Below are 19048 nucleotides of genomic sequence, written 5' to 3' on the forward strand. Positions count from 1 at the left end.
AGGACGCCGCCAAGCAATCTTTAACCCAGCTCATCATGAGCTGGGTTTTTATTTTGCGATCAAAAAACAATACAAACACCGAAATGCCGCAGACCCCATATACTAATTGCAAACTTCAAAAAGGTCTAAATTGTGTATACAATCATTGGCTTAGGGGAAGGCTATTCATACGGAGGTGGGCATGATGAATGAGACGTCCAGCCATGGAGAAACATGTATTGTGTGTGAAACCAAAAAAAGCAGAGGTATCCATATTTATACGAAGTTTATATGTTTAGAGTGTGAGAAAAAAGTAGTTTCCACTTCAACCTCTGACCCTGACTATGAATTTTACGTCAGAAAACTGAAAAGCCTTCATACACCGACATTATATTCCTAACCCTGAAAAGGGTCTTTTTTTTGCATAAATTTAAAGGGTTTCTTTCACTTTTTATAAAGGAACTGATACGATAAGAAGATGAACTTGTTTAGAAATGGAATGTAATAGATAATACTGATAGAAGTGAATAAATAGGAGTCGATCATGCATGAAACCATTTATTCAATTTATGAAATGGACCCTGGGCGGCAGCGCCGCGTTTGTTATCGTCGGGACTTCAAGCTTTTTTATATGGCATCAGCCTTTTCTATATTCGTTCTTATACGGAACAGCTGGCGGGGCAATCGTATGTGCAGGCGGCCTGTGGAATACAAAGCGTCTCTTTTTAAGAAAACATCAGCTGACAAGAAAAGAATATGCCTACATCAAGGAAAATCTTGAAGAAGCAAAAGATAAAATCATCCGTTTGCGTAAAGCGCTATTTCGGTCTAAGAGTATTCAAATGCTGAAGCAAAATGCGGAAATACTGAGGATTGTCAGGCGAATATATATACTCACCAAACAGGAACCGAAGCGTTTTTATCAGGCGGAACGTTTCTATTATCAGACGCTTGATTATGTGGTTGAATTAACAGAAAAATACGGCCTGCTATCATCACAGCCGCGGAAAAATAAAGATTTGTCCATGTCCTTGAGCGAAACGAGAATCACCCTTGCAGAGCTGACCAAACGGCTGGAAGAGGATCTTCATGAAATCATGAAAGAAGACATAGATGAATTACACTTTGAATTAGATATGGCAAAGCATTCGCTGAGAAAATAAGAAAGGGGGAAGAAAATGGGCAAAGACCGTTCGGATGAACACAACGGTGAGAATGATCAGACGAATATAAGGCTTGCAGATACAATGCGTGAGGAAAACAGAGAAGCAGCACTTCAGCTGGCAGAAAAATTAGACCCCAAGAATATGCAAAGCATCGTTTTATTTGGTTCACAAGCACAATCCAATCTCCTGAATTTTTCTCACACTATGATAGAGCATGTGCAAAGAAAAGATATCGGAGAGATTGGCCACATATTAAGCGATCTGATGCAAAAGCTTGATCAAGTAAACCCTGACGACCTGCAAGAGAAGAAGCAAGGGTTTCTCGCCCGTATGTTCGGAAGGGTATCAAGCTCTGTGCAGGAAGTGCTTTCGAAATACCAAAAGACCAGTGTGCAGATTGACCGAATCAGCAAAAAACTGGAGCACTCTAAAAAACACGCTGATGAGTGATAATAAGCTGTTAGAGCAGCTGTATGAACAAAATAAAGAATACTTTTCCGCATTAAATATGTATATAGCTGCGGGAGAATTGAAATTAGAAGAGCTAAAAACAAAGGTGATTCCCGAATTATCAAGAAAAGCTGAATCAAGTGAACACAATCAAATGGCTGTACAGGAAGTAAATGATCTTATTCAATTTACTGAGCGGTTAGATAAGAGAATTCATGATCTGCTTCTGAGCAGGCAGATTACGATTCAGAGCGCGCCGCAAATCCGTTTGATTCAAAACACAAATCAAGCGCTGGCAGAGAAAATCCAGTCCTCGATCGTAACGGCGATTCCGCTATGGAAAAACCAAGTCGCCATCGCATTAACGCTTTTGAAGCAGCGCAGTGCGGCAGACGCACAGAAGAAGGTCTCAGACACTACGAATGAATTGCTGCTGAAAAACGCCGAGCTTCTCAAGACCAATACGATTGAAACAGCAAAAGCCAATGAACGCGGTCTCGTTGAGGTAGACACACTCAAAAGGGTGCAAGAAAGCTTAATCAGTACACTGGAAGAAACAATATCCATTCAGGAAGAAGGAAGAATTAAGCGCAGGCGGGCTGAGGAAGAGCTGGCGGTAATGGAAGGCGATTTAAAGGAAAAATTGCTGAATATGAAATCCGGCCGGGAAAACAGCTAGCTGGCAAAAAGTCTTAGCTTTAAGTTGTATCACAGGCACGATATAATAAGTATGATAGTCAAAGGATTTGTTTAAAATGGACACACCTTTATATACAGCGCTGATTGAGCATGCGCACAGAAATACGCATTCTTTTCATGTTCCGGGACATCACAATGGAGATGTCTTTTTTGATGAAGCTAAATCTGTTTATCAATCTCTTTTATCGATAGATATGACTGAGATCACGGGGCTTGATGATCTCCACCATCCGACGGGAGTCATAAAAGAAGCGCAGGATTTGGTGAGCCGGCTTTATGGCTCAAGGGAAAGTTTCTTTCTCGTCAATGGGACGACAGCCGGCAATTTAGCAATGATTTTAGCGGTTTGTGAGCCGGGAGAGCCTATCCTGATCCAGCGAAATTGTCATAAGTCCGTATTTCATGCGGTGGCAATGGGCGGAGCTAAGCCGGTATATATAGCGCCGGAGGTTGATGAGGGCATGCACGTGCCGGCTCATGTGCCTCTTTCAGTAATTGAAAAAGCGTTAGCGGACTACCCGAATGCGAAAGGGCTTGTCCTTACAAATCCTACTTATTATGGGCATTCTGCCGATCTGACGGCAGCGATCAAAGCAGCTCATTCATATGGAGTTCCTGTTCTTGTTGATGAGGCGCATGGCGCTCACTTAGTGTTAGGTGAACCGTTTCCGCCCTCGTCATTGGCAATGGGAGCGGATGCCGTCGTTCATTCCGCTCATAAAACCCTTCCGGCCATGACGATGGGGTCTTACTTTCATTTGAACAGCAGCCGCATTGACAGAGACAGGCTGGTATATTATTTAAGCAGTTTACAAAGCAGCAGCCCCTCATATCCGATTATGGCGTCTTTAGATACGGCACGCGCTTATGTGCAGGATATCGCTGAAAACGGGACACTGCCTGCTCATATGCAGCACATTGACCAAATTAAACAAACGTTTGCTTCAATTCCTTATATTGAAGTGATCAATCCATCAGGAAATGGGCTGCGGCAGGACCCGTTAAAACTGACGCTCCGCTCAAAGCTCGGACATTCAGGCTATTCGTTACAAAGGATATTGGAAAGCTCAGGGGTGTTTGTTGAACTGGCGGACGAATATCAGGTTTTGCTCGTATTGCCATTAGGCGGCCGGCGAAAGATAGAACCGGAAACCGTAAGAATCATACATCAAATGCTGGAGAATACACCGCCTGATAAACGGCCGGAAGCTGTAAAGTGGACATTTCCATCCATCACTACACTCGATTATCCAAAAAGCGAGATCAGCCGATTCAAAAAAGAGTTCGTTGATATGGATAAGGCGGCCGGACGCTTACATGCAGCGGATATCATTCCGTACCCGCCGGGGATTCCCCTTGTCATGGACGGAGAAAGAATAACAGAAGAAAGCATACAGAAGCTATCTCGTTTAATCGGTATGAATGCGCATATTCAAGGCCGGTTAAAGGAGAAACAATTACTTGTTTATATAGAAGAGGAGAAATCATGAGCGGCTTATTTATTACATTCGAAGGACCTGAAGGAGCGGGAAAAACGACAGTGCTTCAGGAAATAAAAGAAATCCTATCAACAGAGGGGCTTCCCGTAACGTCGACAAGAGAACCTGGCGGCATTGAAATTGCCGAACAGATTCGGGAAGTTATTTTAAATAAAAACAATACGTTAATGGATTCTAAGACGGAGGCATTGCTTTACGCGGCTGCCAGAAGACAGCATTTAGTCGAAAAAGTACAGCCCGCTTTGGAAGAAGGCCGTATTGTTCTGTGTGATCGCTTCATAGACAGCTCGCTGGCTTATCAAGGCTATGCGAGAGGGCTTGGGATTGATGAGGTTCTTTCCATCAATCAATTTGCAATCGGAGATACCATGCCGGACATCACCATCTATTTTTCCATTGAGCCGGAGGAAGGGCTGAAACGGATTAAGGCAAATCAGTCACGGGAAAAGAATCGTCTCGACCTCGAAGCTTTACAGTTTCACACTCAAGTAAGAGAAGGATACCAAAAGGTGATGGAGCGTTTTCCGGAAAGATTTCATTCAATAGATGCTTCCCAGACAAAGGACCGCGTCATACAGGACGTACTGAATGTGATAAATGAAGCACTGAAAAAAATTCAGTTGTGACCTGATTCTCATAAGTTGATATAATAAATGTAACTACACAATGTTGTTTCCAACCTAAAGGGGGCCTTTAAGATGAAATTAATAGTGGCAGTGGTACAGGATCAGGACAGCAACAGGCTTTTGAAAGTATTAACCGACCACAACTTCAGGGTGACGAAGCTTGCGACGACAGGCGGCTTTCTTAAATCAGGCAACACAACGTTTATGATTGGGGTAGAAGATATCCGGGTCAATAAAGCGCTTAGCCTCATTAAAGAAAATGGCTGTAAACGCGACCAGATGATTGCACCGGTTTCCCCGATGGGCGGGAATGCAGATTCCTACGTCCCTTATCCTGTCGAAGTGGAAGTCGGCGGAGCGACGGTATTTGTCCTTCCGGTCGATGAATTTCATCAATTTTAAGGATATGAAGCTGTGAAAATAAATTCTGACTTACGTACCTTTATAGAAAAAAAGCAGCAGCCTGCCTTCAAATCTGCAGAGCTGTCCGGAACGTTCAAAAGCTCAATGGACAGCCAAAACAGCAAGCTGAAATTTGACCAGCTGAGCAGGTTCTTAACGGATATAGAAACATTCGGTAAAAGACTGACGAAGTCGAGGAACTTCAAAGACTTAGCGAAATTTAAAGGGTTGGTAAAACGCTTTGTAAAAGAGGCCGTTGACAGCGGTTTATCCCACGAAACGGAGAAAAGCTTTGACCTTTACGGAAACAGCAGAACGCTGGGGCTTGTGAAAGAAATTGATGAAAAACTGCTTCAGCTGACTGAAGAGATGTTAGATCAGGAAAAACCGGCAATTGATTTGCTGGATCGAATTGGAGAAATAAAAGGTTTATTGATTAACCTTTACACATAGAGAGTGATACAATGGCAATATCATGGAAAGAAATGACCGAGCAGCAGCCAAGAGTGATGAGGCTTTTGCACAATAGCATTGAAAAGAAAAGGCTTTCTCATGCGTATCTGTTTGAAGGAAAAAAAGGAACGGGCAAACTGGATGCCGCATTGCTTCTCGCGAAAAGCTTTTTTTGCCTTGAAGACGGGACTGAGCCTTGCGGGGAGTGCCGGAACTGTAAGCGTATCGATTCCGGAAACCACCCTGACCTGCATCTGGTTCAGCCCGACGGGTTATCCATCAAAAAGGCCCAAATCCAATCGCTGCAGGAGGAATTCTCTAAAACAGGACTGGAATCGCACAAAAAACTGTACATTGTATCCCATGCGGATCAAATGACAACAAACGCAGCCAACAGCCTGTTGAAATTTTTAGAGGAGCCGAATCAAGATACCATCGCAATTCTTATCACCGAGCAGCTGCACAGAATGCTGGATACGATCATTTCGAGATGCCAGGTTCTTTCGTTTCAGCCGCTGCAGCCGAAAGCGATAGAAGAAAGACTCGTTCAGCAGGAAGTAACCCCTCATATGGCGAGACTTTTAGCAAATATGACGAATAATATAGCGGAAGCAGTCGAATTAAGTCGAAATGATGAGTTTGCAGAGTCAAGAGCGAAAGTGATAAAATTGTATGAAGTCTTACATCAGCGGAAAGGACATGCCTTTTTCTTCATTCAGGATCAGTGGGTGCCCTTTTTCAAAGAAAAAACCCATCAAGAAATGGGTCTTGATATGCTCTTATTGATATACCGTGATGTACTATCCATCCAAATTGGAAATGAAGATAAACTGATTTATCAAGACTTATTCCAATCAATAAAACAGCATGCGCTGCAATCTACACAACAAAGCGTTACGAACCAAATTCTCGCTGTTTTAGAAGCAAAAAAACGGCTTCATTCAAATGTGAATGTGCAGGGATTAATGGAGCACTTGGTGTTAACGTTGCAGGAGGGATAAGCTTGTACAACGTAATTGGCGTCCGCTTTAAAAAAGCGGGGAAAATTTATTATTTTGATCCGAACGGATTTGATATAGAACAAGACAGCTGCGTCATTGTCGAAACCGTCCGAGGTGTCGAGTACGGGCAGGTTGTCATTGCAAATAAACAAGTGGACGAGCATGATGTCGTGCTCCCGCTTCGGAAAGTCATACGCGTCGCAGATGAACGCGATCTTCTCATTGTAGAAGAAAACAAACAAGAGGCGTTATCCGCTTTTGAAGTCTGCCAGAAGAAAGTGGCCGAACACGGCTTAGATATGAAATTGGTTGATGTAGAGTTTACATTTGACCGCAATAAAGTGATTTTTTACTTCACAGCCGACGGTCGGGTCGATTTCAGAGAACTTGTAAAAGACTTGGCTTCTATCTTTAAAACAAGAATAGAATTGCGCCAAATCGGGGTAAGAGACGAGGCGAAAATGCTCGGCGGCATCGGTCCGTGCGGGAGAATGCTTTGCTGCTCTACGTTCCTCGGTGATTTTGAGCCGGTATCCATCAAAATGGCAAAGGATCAAAACTTATCACTGAACCCTACGAAAATTTCCGGTCTCTGCGGACGTCTGATGTGCTGTTTAAAATACGAGAATGATGAGTATGAGACAGCAAAAGAACAGCTGCCGGATTTAGGCGAAACGATTACGACGGCAAACGGCCCTGCAAAGGTTGTCGGTCTTAATATTCTGGAACGGGTGCTTCAGGTGGAACTGAAGAACCGTGAAAAAGTGATAGAATATACTTGGGAAGAGCTCTTGGAAGAGGGCGTCGTATCCGCACAAACCACAGATTAACGAGGTGTGGAACCTTGGATAAAAAAGAGTTATTTGATACAGTCATTAACCTTGAGGAACAAATCGGTTCGCTGTACCGTCAGCTGGGTGATTTGAAGCAGCATATCGGCGAAATGATTGAAGAGAATCACCATTTGCAGCTTGAGAACAAACATTTGCGCAAACGGCTTGATGACACGACAGAGCAAATAGAGAAATTCAAAGCCGATCAGAAAGAATCAAAAACACAGAAGACAGAGCAATCGGATATAGGAGAAGGGTACGATAACTTGGCCCGGCTGTATCAAGAAGGCTTTCATATTTGCAACGTCCACTATGGAAGCGTCCGCAAGGGAGATTGTCTTTTTTGTCTGTCATTCTTAAATAAAAAATAAGGAAAAAGGCTTCCGCTGATAACGGAAGCCTTTTTCAGAGAGTGCCGAAAGGATAAGATTATGATTTCATTACGTGATGATGAGAGATTGGATTATTTATTAGCTGAAGATATGAAAATTGTGCAAAGCCCGACCGTATTTGCTTTTTCATTAGATGCCGTGCTGTTATCGAAATTTGCATACGTTCCGATACAAAAAGGAAAAATGGTTGATCTATGTACAGGGAACGGAATTGTGCCTCTTTTGCTCAGTACGAGATCAAAGGCAGATATCATCGGGGTTGAAATTCAGGAGCGACTGTATGATATGGCGCTCCGAAGCGTGGAATACAACGGGCTGGAAAATCAGATCAGCCTCATTCATGATGATCTGAAAAATATGCCCGAAAGACTCGGGCATAATAAATATGATGTAGTCACTTGCAATCCGCCTTATTTTAAAACACCGAAGCAGGCTGAGCAAAACTTAAACGAACACCTTAGAATCGCAAGGCATGAAATTCATTGCACGCTCGAAGATGTGATTTCTGTCAGCAGCAAGCTGTTGAAGCAGGGCGGAAAAGCGGCTCTTGTCCATCGGCCTGGAAGGTTATTGGAAATTTTCGAATTGATGAAAGCTTATCAAATTGAACCGAAGCGGGTCCAGTTTATTTATCCGAAACAAGGGAAAGAAGCGAATACCATTTTGGTAGAGGGCATTAAGGGCGGCCGTCCCGATCTGAAAATCCTTCCTCCGCTGTTTGTGTATGATGAAAATAATGAATATACGAAAGAGATCCGCACGATTTTGTATGGAGACAAATAGTCATTTCTTTTATGTGCTGCTGTGCAATGACAACAGCCTTTATGCCGGTTATACAAATGACTTGCAAAAACGCCTGAAAACGCACAACGACGGGAAGGGCGCAAAGTACACGAGAGCAAGAAGGCCGGTAACATTATTCCATGCGGAATCATTTGAAACAAAACGGGAAGCGATGCAGGCGGAGTATCGCTTTAAGAGACTGACCCGAAAGAAAAAAGAACAATATATAGAAGAAAAACAAAAGCAGCAAGGAGGCTGTATATGTTACGACGCCAAATGAGCTTTAACGGAAAGTCTGATATGGGGATTCTTTACCTTGTTCCTACACCGATAGGAAACTTGGAAGACATGACATTTCGTGCGGTGGACACTCTGAAATCGGCCGATGTCATTGCTGCCGAAGATACGAGGCAGACGAAAAAACTGTGCCATGTCTATGAGATAGAGACATCTCTCGTCAGTTATCATGAACATAATAAAGAAAGCAGCGGCCATAAAATCATGGAATGGCTGAAATCCGGTAAGAACGTCGCGCTTGTCAGCGATGCGGGAATGCCTACGATATCTGACCCGGGGGCTGAGATCGTAAGAGATTTTACCCGGATCGGCGGATATGTTGTTCCGCTTCCGGGAGCCAATGCAGCGTTAACTGCGCTGACGGCGTCCGGCATCGTGCCGCAGCCTTTTTTCTTTTACGGGTTCTTAAACAGACAGAAGAAAGAAAAGAAGAAAGAGCTCGAAATCCTTAAAAAACGGCAGGAAACAATGATTTTTTATGAAGCGCCGCATAGATTGAAAGAAACATTAACTGCGATGCATGCCGTTCTGGGGAACAGAGAAATCGCCGTAACAAGGGAATTAACGAAAAAATACGAGGAATTTATAAGGGGGACGATCGCAGAGGTCATCGAATGGGCGAATGAAGATCAAATTCGCGGTGAATTCTGTCTCGTTGTCGAAGGCAATCAAGCGGTTGAACCGGATGAGGAAGATAAGCCGTGGTGGGAGGATCTTTCTGAAAAGGAACATGTGGAACATTACATGAATGAAGGAGCTTCTTCTAAAGAGGCCATTAAACAAACAGCAGTTGATCGGAACGTGCCGAAGCGGGAGATCTATGATGCATATCACATTAAATAACGAAAAAACCGTTCTTGTGTCGTAACAAGAACGGTTTTTGTAAGAAAGAGCTTATTTTTGGTTTTGAAGCTGGTTTTGAATTTCAGAGATGATTTGCTCAGCGCCTTCTTTGCTAAGCACAAGCTTACCGCCGGCAAGTTTAAGGTTATCATCAGAAACTTCACCAGTTACTTGGCAAGTCATGTTTGGTTTATATTTTTTAAGGATGATTTTTTCATCATCAACATAAATTTCAAGAGCGTCTTTTTCTGCGATGCCAAGTGTACGGCGAAGTTCGATAGGAATAACTACGCGTCCAAGTTCATCAACTTTACGTACGATACCAGTAGATTTCATTAACAGTCTCCTCCCGAGAGATAATTATTTGTAAATTATAATTTTCTTCGTCATTATTCGACAAATTCCTTACATTCCTAGCATAACAAGGTTTCCAATAATCGTCAATCATTTTGTTTGCTATTGTTTGTAAGAATTAGTTCTTATAGTAAGTAAAGCCTTGGAAATCCTGAAATAACGGGCTTTTTAACTGCTTTAACCAACCTATTATCCTACTGAAAATCCTTTTAAATCAAGACTTTCGAACCAAGGTGTTTTATATTAGTAGATTATATACGACAAAATTCGACATGTTAAGACTTTTTTTAATTTCAATTTAAATTTTTAATTTTATTTATTCTTTTAAGCCCCGCACGTATATATCCTTGATCTTAAAGGCTAAGATGGTATCATAGATTAAGAATAAAAATAAAATAACTCATTCAATATGATTTGCACTTATTGCCGCTCTCGTCCTTTGGGCGTGAGCTTTTCGACATTCTGATTGGGAGGTTGCAACATGCCGCAAGAAAATAATACTTTTTATATTACGACTCCGATTTATTATCCAAGCGGAAAATTACATATCGGACATGCGTATACCACTGTGGCCGGCGATGCAATGGCGCGGTACAAGCGTTTGAAGGGCTTCGATGTGCGCTATTTAACCGGAACGGATGAACACGGGCAAAAAATTCAGCAGAAAGCAGAGGAGGAGAACATCACTCCTCAGGCATATGTAGACCGTGCGGTTGCTGAGATTCAAAAACTATGGAAGCAGCTCGACATTTCTCACGATGATTTTATCCGGACAACAGAAAGCCGGCATAAAGTGATTATTGAGAAAGTGTTTCAACAGCTTCTTGATAATGGCGATATTTACTTGGATGAATATGAGGGCTGGTACAGCATTCCGGATGAAACGTTTTATACAGAAACACAGCTTGTGGATGTGGAACGGAATGATAAGGGCGAAGTCATCGGAGGCAAAAGCCCGGACAGCGGCCACCCTGTAGAATTAATCAAAGAGGAATCATATTTCTTCCGTATGGGAAAATATGCAGATCGCCTGCTGAAGTTTTATGAGGAGAATCCTTCCTTTATCCAGCCTGAATCACGTAAAAATGAAATGATTAACAACTTCATTAAGCCGGGCCTTGAGGATTTAGCCGTTTCCAGAACAACGTTTGACTGGGGCGTAAAAGTTCCGGGGAATCCAAAGCATGTCGTGTATGTATGGATTGACGCGCTGTTCAACTATATTACAGCGCTCGGATACGATACGGAAAATGATGAGCTGTACAAAAAATACTGGCCGGCTGACGTTCATCTTGTGGGTAAGGAAATTGTCCGCTTCCATACAATTTATTGGCCGATTATGCTGATGGCATTGGATCTGCCGCTGCCTAAGCAAGTATTCGCGCACGGCTGGCTGCTGATGAAAGACGGTAAAATGTCGAAATCAAAAGGTAATGTCGTTGATCCTGTGACGTTAATTGAACGATACGGCTTAGATGCACTGCGTTATTACCTTCTTCGCGAAGTGCCGTTCGGTTCAGACGGCGTCTTTACACCAGAAGGCTTCGTAGAGCGTATCAATTATGACTTGGCAAATGACTTAGGAAACCTCTTAAATCGTACAGTCGCAATGATTAATAAATATTTTGACGGTCAGATCGGATCTTATGAAGGAAACGTCACCGATTTCGACCGGGAGCTTTCTTCAGTAGCAGAAGAAACAGTGAAATCTTATGAAAATGCAATGGAAAACATGGAGTTTTCAGTAGCATTGTCAACATTATGGCAGTTGATCAGCCGTACAAATAAATACATTGATGAAACAGCGCCGTGGGTCCTTGCAAAGGATCCGGAAAAAGAAAAAGAATTGCAATCTGTGATGTACCACTTAGCTGAGTCATTGCGTATTTCGGCAGTGCTGCTTCAGCCTTTCTTGACAAAAACGCCGGAAAAAATGTTTGCCCAGCTCGGTATAGAAGATCAGTCTCTTAAAGCATGGGAGAGCATTACAGCATTTGGCCAATTAAAGAATACGAAAGTGCAAAAAGGTGAGCCGTTATTCCCTCGTCTTGAAGCAGAGGAAGAAGTGGCTTACATCAAACAAAAAATGCAAGGGACCGCTCCTGCGAAAGAAGAAAAGTCAGAAGAGCTGCAGGAAGTTGACCGCCTTCCTGAAATAACAATTGATCAATTTATGGATACAGAACTTCGAGTGGCAGAAGTCTTGTCCGCAGAACCGGTGAAAAAAGCAGATCGGTTGCTGAAATTGGAAATTGATCTCGGTTTTGAAAAGCGCCAGGTTGTATCAGGAATCGCAAAGCATTATACACCGGAACAGCTTGTCGGAATGAAGATCATTTGTGTAACCAATTTAAAACCGGTAAAACTGAGAGGCGAGCTTTCTCAAGGAATGATACTTGCTGGAGAATCGGACGGTGTTCTCAAAGTCGTATCGGTTGACCAGTCATTACCGAAAGGCACTAGAATTAAATAAACAGGTACAAAAGGTGTTTCACGTGTAACATTCCGTCGAACACCTTTTGTTTTTCAACAAGAAAGGAGTTTTTTTGATGCTATTTGATACTCATGCACATTTAAACGCCGAGCAATTCGACACGGATCTAGAAGAGGTAATCGAACGTGCAAAGTCTGAACAGGTTGAACGGATAGTAGTAGTCGGATTCGACAGACCGACAATCACCCGGGCAATGGAACTGATTGAGGAATATGATTTTATTTATGCCGCTGTCGGCTGGCACCCTGTAGATGCTATTGATATGACAGATGAAGATTTGGCTTGGATAAAGGAACTGTCCTCTCATGAAAAAGTGGTGGCAATCGGAGAAATGGGACTCGATTATCACTGGGATAAATCACCGAAGGATATTCAAAAAGAAGTGTTCAGAAAGCAAATTGCCCTTGCGAAGGAAGTGGATCTTCCTATCATCATCCATAACCGCGATGCGACTGAGGATGTCGTAACAATTCTGAAGGAGGAGGGCGCTGAACAAGTAGGCGGAATTATGCACTGCTTTACGGGAAGCACAGAAGTTGCACAGCAATGCATGGATATGAATTTCTATATTTCATTCGGCGGCCCGGTTACCTTTAAAAATGCGAAGAAGCCGAAAGAGGTGGCAAAGGAAATTCCGAATGATCGTTTGCTGATTGAAACAGATTGTCCTTTCTTAACGCCGCATCCTTTCCGAGGCAAAAGAAATGAGCCGAGCTATGTGAAATATGTCGCAGAACAGCTCGCGGAATTAAAAGGGATGACGTATGAAGAGATTGCGTCCATTACCACGGAAAATGCAAAAAGACTTTTCCGCATGAACTGACAGAATGTGCTGTCGTAAGCTGTAAAGGCTTGTCCGATTCAGAGGATATGTAAAACAGTTCTACAAGCTTCCTTCTTCTCATAGGATAGGTTGTCGATATGTCTCTCTTCCTTTTTTTGCTGTGTTTTTGCATAATGAGGAATACGCTGAAGGTTTTTGATCTTCAAGATGGGAGGGTTGACAGCATTTTCGATACTCTATATAATCTCTCCGAGGAGAAGGAGGCGTTTTTCATCACACAAAAAATGAAAAAACTGTTTTCCGTAAAGCTTGGCAAAAGTAAGGTCATTCTCATTGCTGCTTTTCTGCTGTTGGCAGGAACCGGGACTGCATACGGAGCTCATGAGCTCTCAAAACAATCAGTCTCAATTTCAATTAACGGCAAGAAAAAACATATACGCACACATGCAAAGACCGTCGGGGAACTTCTGGAAACTTTGGATATACAGACAAGAGATGAAGATCAGGTCGCCCCGTCTAAGCAAACGAAACTGACAGACAACATGAATGTCGTGTATGAAGCTGCAAAACAGATCCGGCTTACAAGAGGCGGAGAAGAAAAGACTTTATGGTCAACGGCAAAAACAGTCGGCGCATTTCTAGACGAACAGCATACACCTGTGAATCAGCACGATAGAATAGATCCAGTATCAGATACAAAAGTCAAAAACGGCATGAAAGTCACGATAGATCCGGCTTTTCAGGTCACTGTAAACGATGCGGGAAAGAAAAAGAAAATATGGACGACTTCGACTACGGTCGCTGACTTTTTAACACAGCATAAGATGGACATGAAAGACGAAGATAAAGTAAAGCCGGCATTAGATCAAAAATTGACGAAAGATAGAGCTGGCATACAGATTACTCGTATCAAAAAAGTCACCGATGTAGTTGAGGAAACAATAGCGTATCATGTGAAAGAAAAAGAAGACGCGTCTCTCGAGAGAGGGAAAGAAAAGATCGTTCAAAAAGGAAAAGAAGGCAAGCTCAAAAAACATTTTCATGTTGTAAAAGAAAATGGAAAAGAAGTATCGAGAAAGCTTGTCAAAGAAGAAACATCTGAAAAAAGCAAAGATCAAATCATTGCTGTCGGCACAAAACCGAACAGTCCCAGAATTGAACAGCTCAGTGCGCCAAGCAGGGCGGATTCAAGCCGAAATGAATCATCCGGTAAAGTGCTTACTGTGTCTTCCACTGCTTATACCGCAAGCTGCAGCGGCTGTTCCGGCCAAACGGCTACAGGCGTTAACCTGACGAGCAATCCGAATGCCAAAGTCATCGCGGTAGATCCAAGCGTGATTCCGCTCGGCACTAGAGTCCACGTAGACGGATACGGGGATGCAGTGGCCGCTGATACAGGTTCGGCCATTAAAGGAAAACGGATTGATGTCTTTTTCCCGGAAAAGTCTTCAGCTTACCGTTGGGGAAAGAAACAAGTCACCATTAAAATTTTAAATTGATTCCGATTCATTCAGAGGGTTTTGCGCCCTCTGTTTTTTTCGTTATAATAGGTAAAGTGTATTTTCAGTAAATTAGACGACAAACATAAGGGAAAGTTTCGTTTTGGATATAAAAAGTTTTCTTTGGAGGAAGTAATGAAAATTAAAGAAATCATCGTAGTCGAGGGACGTGATGACACTGCGCGCATTAAACTTGCCGTTGATGCGGACACGATCGAGACGAACGGATCAGCAATCGGAGACCAAGTCATCAAGCAGATTCGGTTAGCGCAGGAAACGAGAGGGGTCATTATTTTGACGGACCCGGATTTTCCGGGTGAAAAAATCCGCAAAACGATCTCTGAAGCGGTGCCCGGCTGTAAACACGCATTTTTGCCCAAACATCTTGCCAAGCCTAAAAACAAGCGAGGGATTGGCGTTGAACATGCATCTATTGAGAGCATCAGAGCGTGTCTGGAAAACGTGCACGAAGAGATGGAGGCAAAGCCGAGTGAGATTTCTGCCGAAGATTTAATACAGGCCGGGCTTATCGGCGGCGCGGCGGCAAAAAAACGCCGCGAACGTTTGGGCGACATGCTGAAAATCGGCTATACAAACGGCAAGCAGCTTCAAAAGCGGCTGCAAATGTTTCAAATTAAGAGAAATGATTTTATAGATGCGCTCGATGCTATGATGCAGGAGGAACAGAATGAACAATAAAGATATAGCGACACCCATCAGAACGAAGGAAATTCTGAAAAAGTACGGATTCTCTTTTAAAAAGAGCCTGGGACAGAATTTCTTAATTGATACAAATATATTGGACAGAATCGTGGATCATGCCGAAATTACTGATCGGACCGGAGTCATTGAAATAGGCCCTGGTATCGGCGCGCTGACAGAGCAGCTCGCCAAACGGGCGAAAAAGGTCGTCGCTTTTGAAATAGATCAGCGTCTGCTGCCCATTCTTAATGATACGTTGTCTCCGTATGATAATGTAACGATCATCCATCAAGACGTTCTGAAGGCGGATGTCAAGTCCGTCATTGAAGAGCAATTCCAAGACTGTGATGAAATCATGGTGACGGCGAATCTTCCGTACTATGTGACCACACCGATCATTATGAAGCTCTTAGAGGAACATCTTCCTTTGAAAGGGATTGTCGTGATGCTTCAAAAAGAGGTGGCTGAACGTATGGCCGCTGATCCGTCTTCAAAGGAATACGGTTCGCTTTCAATCGCGGTTCAGTTTTATACGGAGGCTAAAACCGTCATGACGGTGCCGAAAACGGTGTTTGTGCCTCAGCCTAATGTCGATTCCGCGGTCATCCGGCTACTGCTTCGTGACGGCCCGGCCGTTGATGTCGAGAATGAAGCGTTTTTCTTTCAGCTGATTAAAGCAAGCTTTGCCCAGCGCCGTAAAACACTGCTGAACAACCTTGTGAACAATCTTCCCGGCGGAAAAGAGAAGAAATCACAAATTGAAGAAGTCCTTCAACAAACAAATATTGACGGAAAACGCCGCGGCGAAGCCTTGTCTATTGAAGAGTTCGCAGCGCTGTCCAACGGATTGTATAAAGCCCTTTTCTAAGAGGGCTTTTTGTTTTGCGTCACCACTTGGACTGCCGCCACATAGGCTAGAGAAGAACCTTATTCATTCAACTGCAAGAAAAGCTTGAAGCTTCAAGCGCCGCAGCGGAAAGAGGTGCTTTTTATAAGGCTTTCTTTCATGATGAGGCTTAGTCTATTTGTGGAGTGGGTAACGTGCAATTTCAAATAGGGGATATGGTAGCCAGAAAATCCTATCAAATGGATGTTTTATTTCGCATTATTGGCATAGAGCAAACAAGCAAAGGAAATTCAATTGCTATCCTGCATGGTGACGAAGTCAGATTGATTGCGGATGCTGATTTTTCTGATTTGGAGCCTGTGAGAAAAGACGAACAGGTGATGAGAAAACAGAAAGATGAAAGCAGGATGAATGAATCTCTCGAGCTGCTCCGCCAGGATTATAAGCTGCTTCGGGAAAAACAGGAGTATTACGTGACGAATCAATATCAGCATCAGGAGCACTACTTTCATATGCCGGGCAAGGTATTGCATCTGGATGGCGATGAAGCTTATTTGAAAAAGTGCCTGAATGTGTATAAAAAGATCGGGGTCCCGGTCTACGGGATTCATTGCCATGAGAAAAAAATGTCGGCATCGATTGATGAATTGCTCGACAAATACCGACCTGACATTTTAGTCATTACGGGCCACGACGCTTATTCTAAGCATAAGGGCGGGATTAACGATTTAAGTGCGTACAGACACTCAAAGCACTTTGTCGAAACCGTTCATAAAGCGAGACAAAAGGTGCCTCATTTGGATCACCTGGTGATTTTTGCGGGCGCCTGCCAATCCCATTTCGAGTCTTTGATCAGAGCGGGCGCAAATTTTGCAAGCTCGCCGTCGCGCGTGAATATCCACGCGCTTGATCCGGTGTACATTGTCGCAAAAATCAGCTTTACTCCGTTTATGGAACGGATCAATGTGTGGGATGTCCTGAGAAATACACTCACAAGAGAAAAAGGGATGGGAGGGATTGAAACGAAGGGCGTGCTGAGAGTCGGTATGCCGTATAAATCAAATTAACAAGAGAAAAACCCGCATATGTTTCGCTATGCGGGTTAATTATTTTACATAATGATACATAAATTACCGGAACTTGTGAAAAATAACGTAGGAATCAATAGAATTTTGTCAAAATAATTTTGTTGACAATAGCTTATTAACGTTGATATAATTTAAATTTTGTTTGACAAAATTGGGCTCTTGTTGTACAATAAATGTAGTGAGGTGGATGCAATGGCGAAGACGTTGTCCGACATAAAAAGATCGCTTGATGGGAATTTAGGTAAACGGCTTACGTTAAAAGCAAACGGCGGCCGCCGAAAAACGATTGAGCGTTCGGGCATTTTAGCTGAGACGTACCCTTCTGTTTTTGTGATACAACTAGATCAAGACGAGAACTCGTTTGAAAGAGTTTCATACAGTTATGCTGATATTCTGACTGAGACTGTTGAATTAACATTCAATGATGATGCAGCAAGCTCAGTAGCATTTTAATGGGCAGTGAACCTTTGTTTACTGCTTTTTGTTTTGCCTTCGATCAGCTCTTCTAATTATTCCCTCGAAAGTTTCAGCCGATTAAAACGGAAGCTATAGATGTCACATGTTTTATCGTGGCGTGCACGAATGGTAACCAATTTCTATAAAGGGGTTGTTTCGTTTGGGCAGACGTCGTGGAGTTATGTCAGATGAGTTCAAATATGAGCTGGCTAAGGATCTTGGTTTTTACGATACAGTAAAAAATGAAGGATGGGGAGGCATTCGGGCACGTGATGCCGGTAATATGGTAAAGCGCGCAATCGAAATTGCCGAACAGCAGATGGCGGCTCAGAACCAAAATAACCGATAATGCAGTGGCCCGGGGGACAATCCGTTCCCCGGTTTTTTTATATATGGCTGTCAGGGAATTGCGTCATTTTCTGATAAGTACCTCCTGGTCTCCAAATGTGATACAATGTTCATACTTATGTTTAGATGGAGAAGTAGGTGAAAGCTATGCGTATTTTAGAAAAAGCGCCGGCCAAAATCAATCTGTCCCTCGATGTTACGAACAAACGCCCGGATGGTTATCATGAAGTGGAAATGATCATGACGACAATTGATTTGGCAGATCGGATTGAACTGACAGAGCTGCCTGAAAACACAATTAGGGTTGCATCACACAACCGCTTTGTTCCCGATGATCAAAGAAATCTGGCTTATCAGGCAGCCAAACTGCTTAAAGACAGGTACAAAGTCAAAAAGGGCGTTTCCATTATGATCACGAAGGTGATTCCGGTAGCGGCAGGACTGGCCGGCGGAAGCAGCGATGCGGCGGCCGCGCTCAGAGGACTGAACAAGCTTTGGGATTTGAAGCTTTCTGTTGAAGAGCTTGCGGAGCTGGGAGCTGAAATCGGTTCGGACGTATCCTTTTGCGTATACGGAGGCACAGCCCTTGCAACCGGACGCGGAGAAAAGATTAAACATATCAGCGCTCCGCCTCATTGCTGGGTCGTCTTGGCAAAGCCCACGATCGGTGTATCGACAGCTGAAGTCTATCGGCGATTAAACTTACAACAGGTTCGTCATCCCGACGTGCAGGCCATGATCGATGCAATTGAAGAAAAAAGCTTCCAAAAGGTATGCAGCCAGTTAGGAAACGTATTGGAGTCAGTTACGCTCAACCTGCATCCCGAGGTCGCCATGATTAAAAATCAAATGAAACGCTTCGGCGCTGATGCAGTGTTAATGAGCGGCAGCGGACCGACTGTTTTCGGATTGGTACAATACGAATCAAAAGTGCAGCGGATTTATAACGGGTTAAGAGGTTTCTGTGATCAGGTTTACGCAGTGAGGATGATCGGCGAACAGAATGCTCTTGATTAAATCCGTATATTAAGTTATATTATTTTTAAATTATTC

The 19048-nt window shown here is 43.2% G+C and carries 21 protein-coding genes and 2 pseudogenes; 22 read left to right on the forward strand and 1 reads right to left on the reverse strand.

Annotation, left to right across the window (positions count from 1 at the left end):
• Positions 1 to 184 precede the first annotated feature (184 nt).
• The 13 genes and pseudogenes from AXI59_RS12595 to rsmI all read left to right on the forward strand — a co-directional run bounded on the left by AXI59_RS12595 (position 185) and on the right by rsmI (position 9423).
• Entirely contained in the window at positions 185 to 379 is a 195-nt protein-coding gene (locus tag AXI59_RS12595; RefSeq protein ID WP_061521534.1) for a sigma factor G inhibitor Gin, read from the forward strand.
• 148 nt (positions 380 to 527) lie between these two features.
• Positions 528 to 1142: a 5-bromo-4-chloroindolyl phosphate hydrolysis family protein gene (locus AXI59_RS12600; RefSeq protein WP_061528421.1), complete on the forward strand. Its 615-nt coding sequence runs from the start codon at positions 528 to 530 to the stop codon at positions 1140 to 1142.
• A 15-nt stretch (positions 1143 to 1157) separates the two neighbouring features.
• A pseudogene (locus AXI59_RS12605) lies at positions 1158 to 2274 on the forward strand (toxic anion resistance protein).
• 76 nt (positions 2275 to 2350) lie between these two features.
• On the forward strand, positions 2351 to 3784 hold the full coding sequence (locus AXI59_RS12610) for an aminotransferase class I/II-fold pyridoxal phosphate-dependent enzyme (protein WP_061528422.1): 1434 nt from the start codon (positions 2351 to 2353) through the stop codon (positions 3782 to 3784).
• Entirely contained in the window at positions 3781 to 4419 is a 639-nt protein-coding gene (gene tmk, locus AXI59_RS12615; protein ID WP_061521538.1) for a dTMP kinase, read from the forward strand. Before AXI59_RS12610 ends, tmk begins: the two co-directional genes overlap by 4 nt.
• Before the next feature lie 72 nt (positions 4420 to 4491).
• Complete coding sequence (darA, locus tag AXI59_RS12620; RefSeq protein ID WP_061521539.1) at positions 4492 to 4821, forward strand: cyclic di-AMP receptor DarA; 330 nt, start codon at positions 4492 to 4494, stop codon at positions 4819 to 4821.
• A gap of 12 nt (positions 4822 to 4833) precedes the next feature.
• The gene (locus tag AXI59_RS12625; protein ID WP_061528423.1) at positions 4834 to 5274 is read left to right on the forward strand and encodes a YaaR family protein; all 441 of its coding nucleotides are present in this window, start codon (positions 4834 to 4836) and stop codon (positions 5272 to 5274) included.
• Between the two features lie 11 nt (positions 5275 to 5285).
• Positions 5286 to 6275 (forward strand): DNA polymerase III subunit delta', encoded by a 990-nt coding sequence (gene holB / locus AXI59_RS12630; protein WP_061521541.1) that lies wholly within the window; start codon positions 5286 to 5288, stop codon positions 6273 to 6275.
• 2 nt (positions 6276 to 6277) lie between these two features.
• A complete protein-coding gene (gene ricT, locus AXI59_RS12635; RefSeq protein WP_061521542.1) occupies positions 6278 to 7105 on the forward strand; it encodes a competence/sporulation regulator complex protein RicT in 828 nt (275 codons plus the stop codon).
• Positions 7106 to 7119: 14 nt separating this feature from the next.
• Positions 7120 to 7479: a replication initiation-control protein YabA gene (yabA, locus tag AXI59_RS12640; protein ID WP_061521543.1), complete on the forward strand. Its 360-nt coding sequence runs from the start codon at positions 7120 to 7122 to the stop codon at positions 7477 to 7479.
• 60 nt (positions 7480 to 7539) lie between these two features.
• Entirely contained in the window at positions 7540 to 8283 is a 744-nt protein-coding gene (locus AXI59_RS12645; protein ID WP_061528424.1) for a tRNA1(Val) (adenine(37)-N6)-methyltransferase, read from the forward strand.
• A pseudogene (locus AXI59_RS12650) lies at positions 8270 to 8570 on the forward strand (GIY-YIG nuclease family protein). Before AXI59_RS12645 ends, AXI59_RS12650 begins: the two are co-directional and overlap by 14 nt.
• Positions 8545 to 9423, forward strand: a complete 879-nt coding sequence (gene rsmI, locus AXI59_RS12655; RefSeq protein WP_061528425.1) for a 16S rRNA (cytidine(1402)-2'-O)-methyltransferase — start codon at positions 8545 to 8547, stop codon at positions 9421 to 9423. The pseudogene AXI59_RS12650 and the gene rsmI overlap by 26 nt, the downstream one beginning before the upstream one ends.
• Before the next feature lie 51 nt (positions 9424 to 9474).
• Here rsmI and abrB read toward each other — a convergent pair whose 3' ends face one another.
• Entirely contained in the window at positions 9475 to 9765 is a 291-nt protein-coding gene (abrB, locus tag AXI59_RS12660; RefSeq protein ID WP_169510469.1) for a transition state genes transcriptional regulator AbrB, read from the reverse strand.
• Between the two features lie 493 nt (positions 9766 to 10258).
• Between abrB and metG the strand changes: the two genes are divergently transcribed.
• The 9 genes from metG to ispE all read left to right on the forward strand — a co-directional run bounded on the left by metG (position 10259) and on the right by ispE (position 19012).
• On the forward strand, positions 10259 to 12250 hold the full coding sequence (metG, locus tag AXI59_RS12665; RefSeq protein ID WP_061528426.1) for a methionine--tRNA ligase: 1992 nt from the start codon (positions 10259 to 10261) through the stop codon (positions 12248 to 12250).
• A 76-nt stretch (positions 12251 to 12326) separates the two neighbouring features.
• Positions 12327 to 13094, forward strand: coding sequence for a TatD family hydrolase (locus AXI59_RS12670; protein ID WP_061528427.1), 768 nt, complete (start codon positions 12327 to 12329; stop codon positions 13092 to 13094).
• Between the two features lie 134 nt (positions 13095 to 13228).
• On the forward strand, positions 13229 to 14554 hold the full coding sequence (locus tag AXI59_RS12675) for a G5 and 3D domain-containing protein (RefSeq protein ID WP_231878426.1): 1326 nt from the start codon (positions 13229 to 13231) through the stop codon (positions 14552 to 14554).
• A 135-nt stretch (positions 14555 to 14689) separates the two neighbouring features.
• On the forward strand, positions 14690 to 15253 hold the full coding sequence (gene rnmV, locus AXI59_RS12680) for a ribonuclease M5 (RefSeq protein WP_061521549.1): 564 nt from the start codon (positions 14690 to 14692) through the stop codon (positions 15251 to 15253).
• Positions 15243 to 16124 (forward strand): 16S rRNA (adenine(1518)-N(6)/adenine(1519)-N(6))-dimethyltransferase RsmA, encoded by an 882-nt coding sequence (gene rsmA / locus AXI59_RS12685; RefSeq protein WP_061521550.1) that lies wholly within the window; start codon positions 15243 to 15245, stop codon positions 16122 to 16124. Before rnmV ends, rsmA begins: the two co-directional genes overlap by 11 nt.
• Before the next feature lie 173 nt (positions 16125 to 16297).
• On the forward strand, positions 16298 to 17170 hold the full coding sequence (gene yabG, locus AXI59_RS12690) for a sporulation peptidase YabG (RefSeq protein WP_061521551.1): 873 nt from the start codon (positions 16298 to 16300) through the stop codon (positions 17168 to 17170).
• A 213-nt stretch (positions 17171 to 17383) separates the two neighbouring features.
• Complete coding sequence (gene veg / locus AXI59_RS12695; protein WP_003218330.1) at positions 17384 to 17644, forward strand: biofilm formation stimulator Veg; 261 nt, start codon at positions 17384 to 17386, stop codon at positions 17642 to 17644.
• Positions 17645 to 17807: 163 nt separating this feature from the next.
• Positions 17808 to 17996: a small, acid-soluble spore protein, alpha/beta type gene (locus AXI59_RS12700; protein WP_011996172.1), complete on the forward strand. Its 189-nt coding sequence runs from the start codon at positions 17808 to 17810 to the stop codon at positions 17994 to 17996.
• A 146-nt stretch (positions 17997 to 18142) separates the two neighbouring features.
• A complete protein-coding gene (gene ispE / locus AXI59_RS12705) occupies positions 18143 to 19012 on the forward strand; it encodes a 4-(cytidine 5'-diphospho)-2-C-methyl-D-erythritol kinase (RefSeq protein ID WP_061521552.1) in 870 nt (289 codons plus the stop codon).
• The last annotated feature ends 36 nt before the right edge of the window (positions 19013 to 19048 follow it).

The organism is Bacillus nakamurai (assembly GCF_001584325.1).
Taxonomy (GTDB): Bacteria; Bacillota; Bacilli; order Bacillales; family Bacillaceae; genus Bacillus; species Bacillus nakamurai.